The organism is Nocardioides zhouii, assembly GCF_004137345.1.
GTDB classification, from domain to species: Bacteria; Actinomycetota; Actinomycetes; order Propionibacteriales; family Nocardioidaceae; genus Nocardioides; species Nocardioides zhouii.
The window spans coordinates 50,759-56,968 of record NZ_SDWV01000028.1; the positions used below are offsets into that span (position 1 = coordinate 50,759).

Annotated in this window: 7 protein-coding genes; 6 read left to right on the plus strand and 1 reads right to left on the minus strand. The window is 71.1% G+C overall.

Features of this window, described 5'->3' with window-relative positions; genetic code table 11:
- The first annotated feature begins 1 nt into the window (after window position 1).
- On the plus strand, window positions 2-427 hold the full coding sequence (locus EUA94_RS20085; RefSeq protein WP_129428628.1) for an MmcQ/YjbR family DNA-binding protein: 426 nt from the start codon (window positions 2-4) through the stop codon (window positions 425-427).
- On the plus strand, window positions 420-1,739 hold the full coding sequence (locus tag EUA94_RS20090) for an RsmB/NOP family class I SAM-dependent RNA methyltransferase (RefSeq protein WP_129428629.1): 1,320 nt from the start codon (window positions 420-422) through the stop codon (window positions 1,737-1,739). The genes EUA94_RS20085 and EUA94_RS20090 overlap by 8 nt, the downstream gene beginning before the upstream one ends.
- 12 nt (window positions 1,740-1,751) lie before the next feature.
- On the opposite strand, the gene EUA94_RS20095 is transcribed toward EUA94_RS20090, so the two are convergent.
- A complete protein-coding gene (locus tag EUA94_RS20095) occupies window positions 1,752-2,501 on the minus strand; it encodes an AAA family ATPase (RefSeq protein WP_129428630.1) in 750 nt (249 codons plus the stop codon).
- A gap of 166 nt (window positions 2,502-2,667) precedes the next feature.
- Here EUA94_RS20095 and EUA94_RS20100 point away from each other — a divergent pair, with 166 nt between their 5' ends.
- The 4 genes from EUA94_RS20100 (at window position 2,668) to EUA94_RS20115 (ending at window position 6,044) form a co-directional block, all read left to right on the plus strand.
- Window positions 2,668-3,666: a hypothetical protein gene (locus EUA94_RS20100; RefSeq protein WP_129428631.1), complete on the plus strand. Its 999-nt coding sequence runs from the start codon at window positions 2,668-2,670 to the stop codon at window positions 3,664-3,666.
- Between the two features lie 22 nt (window positions 3,667-3,688).
- Window positions 3,689-4,657: a non-homologous end-joining DNA ligase gene (ligD, locus tag EUA94_RS20105; protein WP_207210658.1), complete on the plus strand. Its 969-nt coding sequence runs from the start codon at window positions 3,689-3,691 to the stop codon at window positions 4,655-4,657.
- 419 nt (window positions 4,658-5,076) lie between these two features.
- Complete coding sequence (locus EUA94_RS20110; protein ID WP_129428633.1) at window positions 5,077-5,559, plus strand: hypothetical protein; 483 nt, start codon at window positions 5,077-5,079, stop codon at window positions 5,557-5,559.
- 17 nt (window positions 5,560-5,576) lie between these two features.
- The gene (locus EUA94_RS20115; RefSeq protein ID WP_207210660.1) at window positions 5,577-6,044 is read left to right on the plus strand and encodes an RNA polymerase sigma factor; all 468 of its coding nucleotides are present in this window, start codon (window positions 5,577-5,579) and stop codon (window positions 6,042-6,044) included.
- Window positions 6,045-6,210 lie beyond the last annotated feature (166 nt).

The window sequence follows — 6,210 nt, forward strand, 5'->3', positions numbered from 1 at the left end:
CATGACCACCCCTGCCGACCGCCCGGCCCGCCCGGAGGACATCGACGAGATCTGCGGCAGCCTGCCCGAGACCGAGCTCGGCACCTCGTGGGGTGACCGGCCGACCTGGAAGGTGCCGCGCGGCGACAAGGGCAAGGGGTTCGTCCTCTACCGCGCACCTGGGAAGACGGCGATCGACCCGGAGTCGGGGGAGATGTACGACGACCTCGTCGTCGTCACCACTGCGACCGAGGTCGAGAAGAACGCGCTGGTCGCGGACGACTCGACGCCGTTCTTCACCATCGACCACTTCAAGGGCTACGCCGCCGTCCTGGTCCAGCAGTCCCGGCTCGACGAGATCAGCCGGAGCGAGCTGGCCGAGGTCATCACCGAGGCGTGGGCGGCCAAGGCCCCGAAGAAGCTGGTGCGGGAGCACTTCGGTGAGTGAGCGCCGCCGCCCGGTCGACCGACCCCGGCGGGCGGCGCTCGACGTCCTCACCGCCGTGCGCGTGGAGGATGCGTACGCCAACCTCGTCCTGCCGCAGGTGCTCCGCAAGCACGGGCTCGAGGGCCGCGACGCCGCCCTGGCGACCGAGCTGGCGTCCGGCGCGATCCGGATGCAGGGCCTGTACGACCCGGTGATCGACGCGTCCCTGACGAAGCCGAAGCTCCAGGCCGGCGTCCGCGACGTGCTGCGGCTCGGCGCCCACCAGCTGTTGTCCATGCGGGTCCCCGACCACGCCGCGATCTCCACCAGCGTCGACCTCGTCCGCGGCAGCGTCGGCCAGGGACCGGCCGGTCTGGTCAACGCCGTGCTCCGCAAGATCAGCCGGCGCACCCTCGCCGACTGGGTCGCGGAGGTGACGCCGGACCGGTCCGTGGACCTCCACGGCCACCTCGCCGTGGCGCACTCCCACCCGCGCTGGGTCGTCGACGCGCTGGGCGAGGCGCTGGGCGACGACGACGACCTCGAGGCCCTGCTCGCCGCCGACAACGCGCCCCCGCGCGTCACACTCGCCGCGCGCCCCGGCCTGTCGGACGTCGCCGAGCTGGAGGCTGCGGGCGGCGCGCGCACCGGCCGGTCGCCGTACGCCGTCGAGCTCGCGGGTGGCGACCCGGCGGGCATCCCTGCGGTGGCGGAGGGTCGCGCGGGGGTCCAGGACGAGGGCTCCCAGGTGGTGGCCATCGCCATGACCGAGGCACCCCTGACGGGCCGCGACGAGCGCTGGCTCGACCTGTGCGCCGGACCGGGCGGCAAGGCCGCGCTGCTTGCTGCCCTCGCCGCCCAGCGGGGCGCCCACCTCGTCGCCAACGAGCGCCAGCCGCACCGCGCCACCCTTGTCGCCTCGGCGCTGCGAGCGGTGCCCGCGGGCACCGCCCACGTCCTGGCCGGCGACGGCACCCGGCCGCCGTGGGTCCCCGGCACCTTCGACCGGGTGCTCGTCGACGCTCCGTGCTCGGGCCTCGGTGCTTTGCGGCGACGCGCCGAGTCGCGCTGGCGGCGTACGCCCGAGGACGTCCAGGTGCTGGTCGGTCTCCAGCAGGTGCTGCTCGACGTGGCGATCGACTCGGTGCGGCCCGGCGGGATCGTCGTCTACGCGACGTGCTCGCCGGTGCTCGCCGAGACCACCGAGGTCGTGGCAGCCGTGCTCGGCAGGCGGGGCGACACCGAGGAGGTCGACCGGTTCCAGCTGTGGCCGCACCGCGACGGCACCGACGCGATGTTCGCCGCCACCCTGCGCCGGCGGCCGCTCGCCTGATCCCGGTCGGGCTCAGTCGTCGGCGAGGTGCCGCAGGTACGCCCACGGCTCGGCGAGGTAGCGACGCCAGTGGTCGACGAGGTCGAGGTCCTCCCAGGCCGCCTCGCGCAGCCCCCACTCACCCGTCTCGAGGATGCGGGCGCCCGGCATCGCCGCGAGCACGGGGGAGTGGGTGGCGCACAGCACCTGGCCCCTCCGCTTGACGACCCGCTGCAGCGTGGCGACGAGTCCCAAGGTGGAGGAGAAGGAAAGCGCCGCCTCGGGCTCGTCGAGGCAGAAGAAGCCCTTGCCCCCGAACCGGGACTCGAGCAGGGCGAGGAACGACTCGCCGTGGCTCATCTCGTGGAACACCGGGTCGGGCTCGCCGCTCGTCTTCGGGTGGTCCTCGAGGTAGGAGTACCAGCCGTGCATGGTCTCCGCGCGGAGGAAGAACCCCCACTTGGTCGACCCAGCACCGCGGACGAGCTGGAGCGCGTCCCCGAGCGACGACTCGGTCGGCCTTGTCGAGTGCATGCTGTGGGTGCTGCCGCCCTCGGGCGAGAGACCGTAGGCGGTGGCGATCGCCCCAACGAGGGTGGACTTGCCGGAGCCGTTCTCGCCGACGAGGAACGTGACGCCGGGGCCGAGGTCGAGCCCGTCGGCGAGCACCTGCGCGATGGCGGGGATCGAGGCGGGATAGGAGCCGGGCCGGAGCTCGTGACCGGCGCGTGCCTCGACCCGGCGTACGGGGTGGCGAGGCACGTCGTCACCCCTCATCGGCATGGCGACAACCTAGTCGCCCGCACCCATCACCCCGGGAGGTGAATCCGAGGCAACAATGCGACGACATCGAGGGGTCTGCTGTTCCCAAGTGCCGCACCACCAAGCATGATGGGTTGAGCGCGGCGCGCCGAGGGGGTGCGCCGGGTCAATGGGGAGCAGGACACGGATGCGGTTGCGGACCACGATGACGATCGTCGCGCTTGCGACGACACTCACCGCACTGGGCACGGCCCCGGCGCAGGCCGAGGCCAGCAGCACGCTGTCCGGGCCGAGCACCGGCGACCCTGACGTGTTCCTCACCTTTGTCGGCTGCGACAACCTCTTCGGTGCCGCGCAGCCCCCGCAGTCGCGGCTCAACCTCGGCCCGTACACGGCTCCGCTCGGCCGGCGTTCGCTCGGCCTCGTCCCGCCCGCCGCGGGCACGGCCTCGGGTCCGTTCGCCCGGTTCGACTCGCTCGCGTCCTTCGACGCCTCGGTGTCCGTGGCCTCGACGGCCGGCAGCCAGGGCGTGGCGTGGGTCATGAGCATCACGCCCGACAACCTGCCCGGCACCGCCTGGCAGGGACGCGCCCCGCTCTCCGCGGCCGCCGACTCGTGGACGACCGTGTCCGCCGCCGCACTGACCTACGACTGGACCCTCGTCGACCTGGCGACCCTGTCGCCGCTCGGTGAGCCGGAGGCCGCCACGACGGCGGCGTTCGCGGCCGCCCACGGTGACGGCGCCGGATTCGCGATCACCGGCTTCGGCTGCGACGGCTCGTCCTTCAACCTCGACGCCATCCGCGCCTCGGGCTCGACGTTCGACTTCGAGGGCACGTCCCTCACCACCTCCGCGGCGCTCGATCGGCAGGCCGTGGACGCGGGCCAGCAGGTCACCGTCACGGGCCGGGTGACCGACCCCGGCGGCCGGGTCACCGGCGACCCGCTCGTCCTCGAGTCCCGCGTCCCGGGCGGCGAGTGGACCTCGACCGGCGGCATGGTCCTCGGCAACGCGGGCGGTGTGGCGCGCGTCGACGTACCCGTCACCGAGACCACCGAGTTCCGTTGGCACCGGCCCGAGAGCCAGTATGCCGACGAGGGCTGGTCGGAGCCGGTCACCGTGACCGTCACCGAAGCGCCGGCCACCAAGCCCGAGGGTGCCCCCGCAGGTGCGTCGAAGAAGTAGAACGCCCGACTAGGGTCTGGCTGTGCCCTCACCGTTCACCGAGATCGAGGTCGACGACCGCGTCGTCAAGGTGACCAACCCTGATCGGGTGTACTTCCCTGCGCATGACGGACAGCCCGAGGCCACCAAGCTCGACCTGGTCGAGTACTACCTCTCCGTGGGCGACGGGATCGTCAACGCGCTGTTCGAGCGGCCCTGCATGCTGCACCGCTTCCCCAAGGGCCTGGCCGGCGACAAGGTGCACCAGAAGCGGCTGCCCGCCGGGGCGCCGGAGTGGATCGAGACGGTGCAGCTGTTCTTCCCGCGGTGGAAGCGCACCGCCGACGAGCTGTGCGTCACCGAGCTCGGCAGCGTGATCTGGGCCGTACAGATGTCGACCGTCGAGTTCCACCCGTGGAACAGCCGTCGCGCGGACACCGAGAAGCCCGACGAGTGGCGCATCGACCTCGACCCCGGACCGGAGTGCGACTGGCCGACGGTCCAGCGGGTCGCCCACGTCGCCCACGAGGTGCTCGACGAGCTCGGCGCGGCGGGGTTCCCCAAGACCAGCGGCGGCTCGGGGCTGCACATCTACGTCCGGATCCCGCCCGACCACGGCTTCCAGGACGTACGCCGTGGCGCGCTCGCCTTCGCGCGCGAGGTCGAGCGTCGGGCTGGGGGAGAGGTCACGACGGCATGGTGGCGCAAGGACCGCGACCCCGCCCAGCTCTTCGTCGACTACAACCAGAACGCCCGCGACCACACGATCGCAGCGGCGTACTCCGTACGCGGCGTGCCGCAGGCGCGGGTCTCCGCGCCGATCCGCTGGGACGAGGTCGACGGCTGCAAGCCGGACGACTTCACGATCTTCACGATGCCGGAGCGGTTTGCCGATCTCGGCGACCTCCACGCCGACATCGACGCACACCCCTTCGACATCGCCCCGCTCCTGCAGTGGGCCGACCGCGACGAGGCCGAGGGCGCGGAGGCGCCGCCGGAGCCGGAGGACTGATTGGTCCCGCCTCGGCCCCAGCGGCGACGCCTTGCTCGACGACCGCCTGGGAGCCGCGCTCATCGCCGCGGATCCGGATGCCAGGGGCGCGAAGATCGAAGCGGCCACTAGCCGCTAGAAGTTTCCCGACGTACTCAGGACATTTCGCGTCGGACCGGACATGTACGGGATAGAACATGACCGCGAGCACTGGAGGAACCGTGCGTTCTCTCGATGACCTGTTGAACGAATCCGCACCCGACACCGGCCGAACCAGCGAGCCGATGACCGCGGCCCTGGACGACCTCGTCGCCACCACCCGCGACGCCGCCAGGCGCGGTTCTCGCACCTCTGTCGCCCGCAACAGGCGGCCTCGGCGCGCCATCCTCGCCGCGTCCGCGGCCACTGTCGTGCTCCTCGGCGGAGGAGCGGCAGCCGCCGTGTCGGGCTCCATCTTCGGGAACTGGGACGCACTTTGGGCGGATGACCCGACTGGAACGTTGTCGTTCACCCTTCCTAGCGGCGGCGTCTGCGAGCAGCGCATCGGTGACCTCAAGGTCGCCAACCCCGACGCCAACGAGATGATCCACGACTGGCTGAACGATCACACCCTGAACGAGATCGCCGACATCGACGCCGCCATCGCCACCACCCGCGCGGAAGGGCCGCAAGCCTGGCAGTTCGGTGGACTGGACAGAAGTTCCGACCTCACCTTCGGCTACGGCACCTCCAACTACGACGCCGACTACGAGTACGTCACCGCGATGCAACAAGCCACCTTCGACGCCGTGCACGCCAAGTTGCTGGACGAGGGCTACACCGACTACGCGGACTACGAACTTTCCTACAGCGGCGAACTCCGGTGCACCGGGGACAACCCTGACCCCGCCATCCCGGCGTGGCAGCCGGAGTTCAAGAAGTGACTGACCGCGCTACCACCGTGCTCACCGAGAACGCTGACGATCTATTGCGCTACTTCCGGCGGCGAGTCGGCGACGATGACGCACCTGACTTGCTCGCCGACACTCTCATGACCGCCTGGCGTCGAACACCCGTGCTCCCACAGGACCCCGGCGAGGCCCGCGCCTGGCTGTTCGGTGTCGCGCACAAGACGCTGCTGAACCACCGGCGCGGTATCCAGAGACGCACTCGCCTTGCCGACCGGGTCCGGACGGTTCTTGCCAGCACCGACCCGGCACCCGCAGCCGACGCTGGACTCGACGTGAGGGACGCCATCAACGCGCTCGACAGCAGGCACGCCGAGATCGTGCGACTCGTCCACTGGGAAGGCTTCACGCTCGCGCAGGTGGCCGACATCCTCGACCAGCCAGCATCAACAGTTCGGAACCACTACCAACAGGCCAAGCAACATCTTCGCGAGGCGCTGGAAGCAACCGTGATCTGCTAGCCAGCAACGCCGACATGTTCCTGCGCGGCTGTCGCGGGCCACGTTCGCCACGCAGCGCTCAGACACCACGTCGGCCCCGCCGGACGGTGGGGACTGTTTCAGTAACGGTGTTTCCGGCGGTTTCCATTAGTAGGTCTCTGCTGCCGGCCAGCGGTCGGCGAAGGTG